Origin of the sequence: Herbaspirillum sp. UBA812 (assembly GCF_002296545.1) — a bacterium.
In the GTDB taxonomy this organism is placed as follows: domain Bacteria; phylum Pseudomonadota; class Gammaproteobacteria; order Burkholderiales; family Burkholderiaceae_D; genus Herbaspirillum; species Herbaspirillum huttiense.
Genome location: NZ_DBIC01000177.1, coordinates 19,312 through 19,590, shown reverse-complemented (window position 1 = coordinate 19,590; position 279 = coordinate 19,312). Strand labels below are relative to the sequence as shown.

The 279-nt window shown below is 66.3% G+C and carries 1 protein-coding gene; it reads left to right on the top strand.

Annotated elements, in window-relative coordinates:
• On the top strand, positions 1-279 hold a 279-nt coding region (locus B3873_RS11940), incomplete at both ends, for an ATP-binding cassette domain-containing protein (protein WP_286866258.1).

Genomic DNA, 279 nt, shown 5'->3' with positions numbered 1-279 from the left:
CATCGGCCGGTGCAGGGCGGCATTCACGCCGGTGGCGTGAACCTCATGCACCTGCGCGCCGAACAGATCGTGCGCCACGGCGTAGTGCTGGTGCCGGAGGGACGGCAGGTGTTTCCCGAACTCTCGGTGCTGGACAATATCCGCCTCGGTGCCTTCCTCTATCCGCAGGATGTGGAGGCGCGCGTGGAAGAAATGCTGGGCCGTTTCCCGCGCTTGCGCGAGCGCCTGCATCACCGTGCCGGGTTGCTCTCCGGTGGCGAGCAGCAGATGCTGGCCATT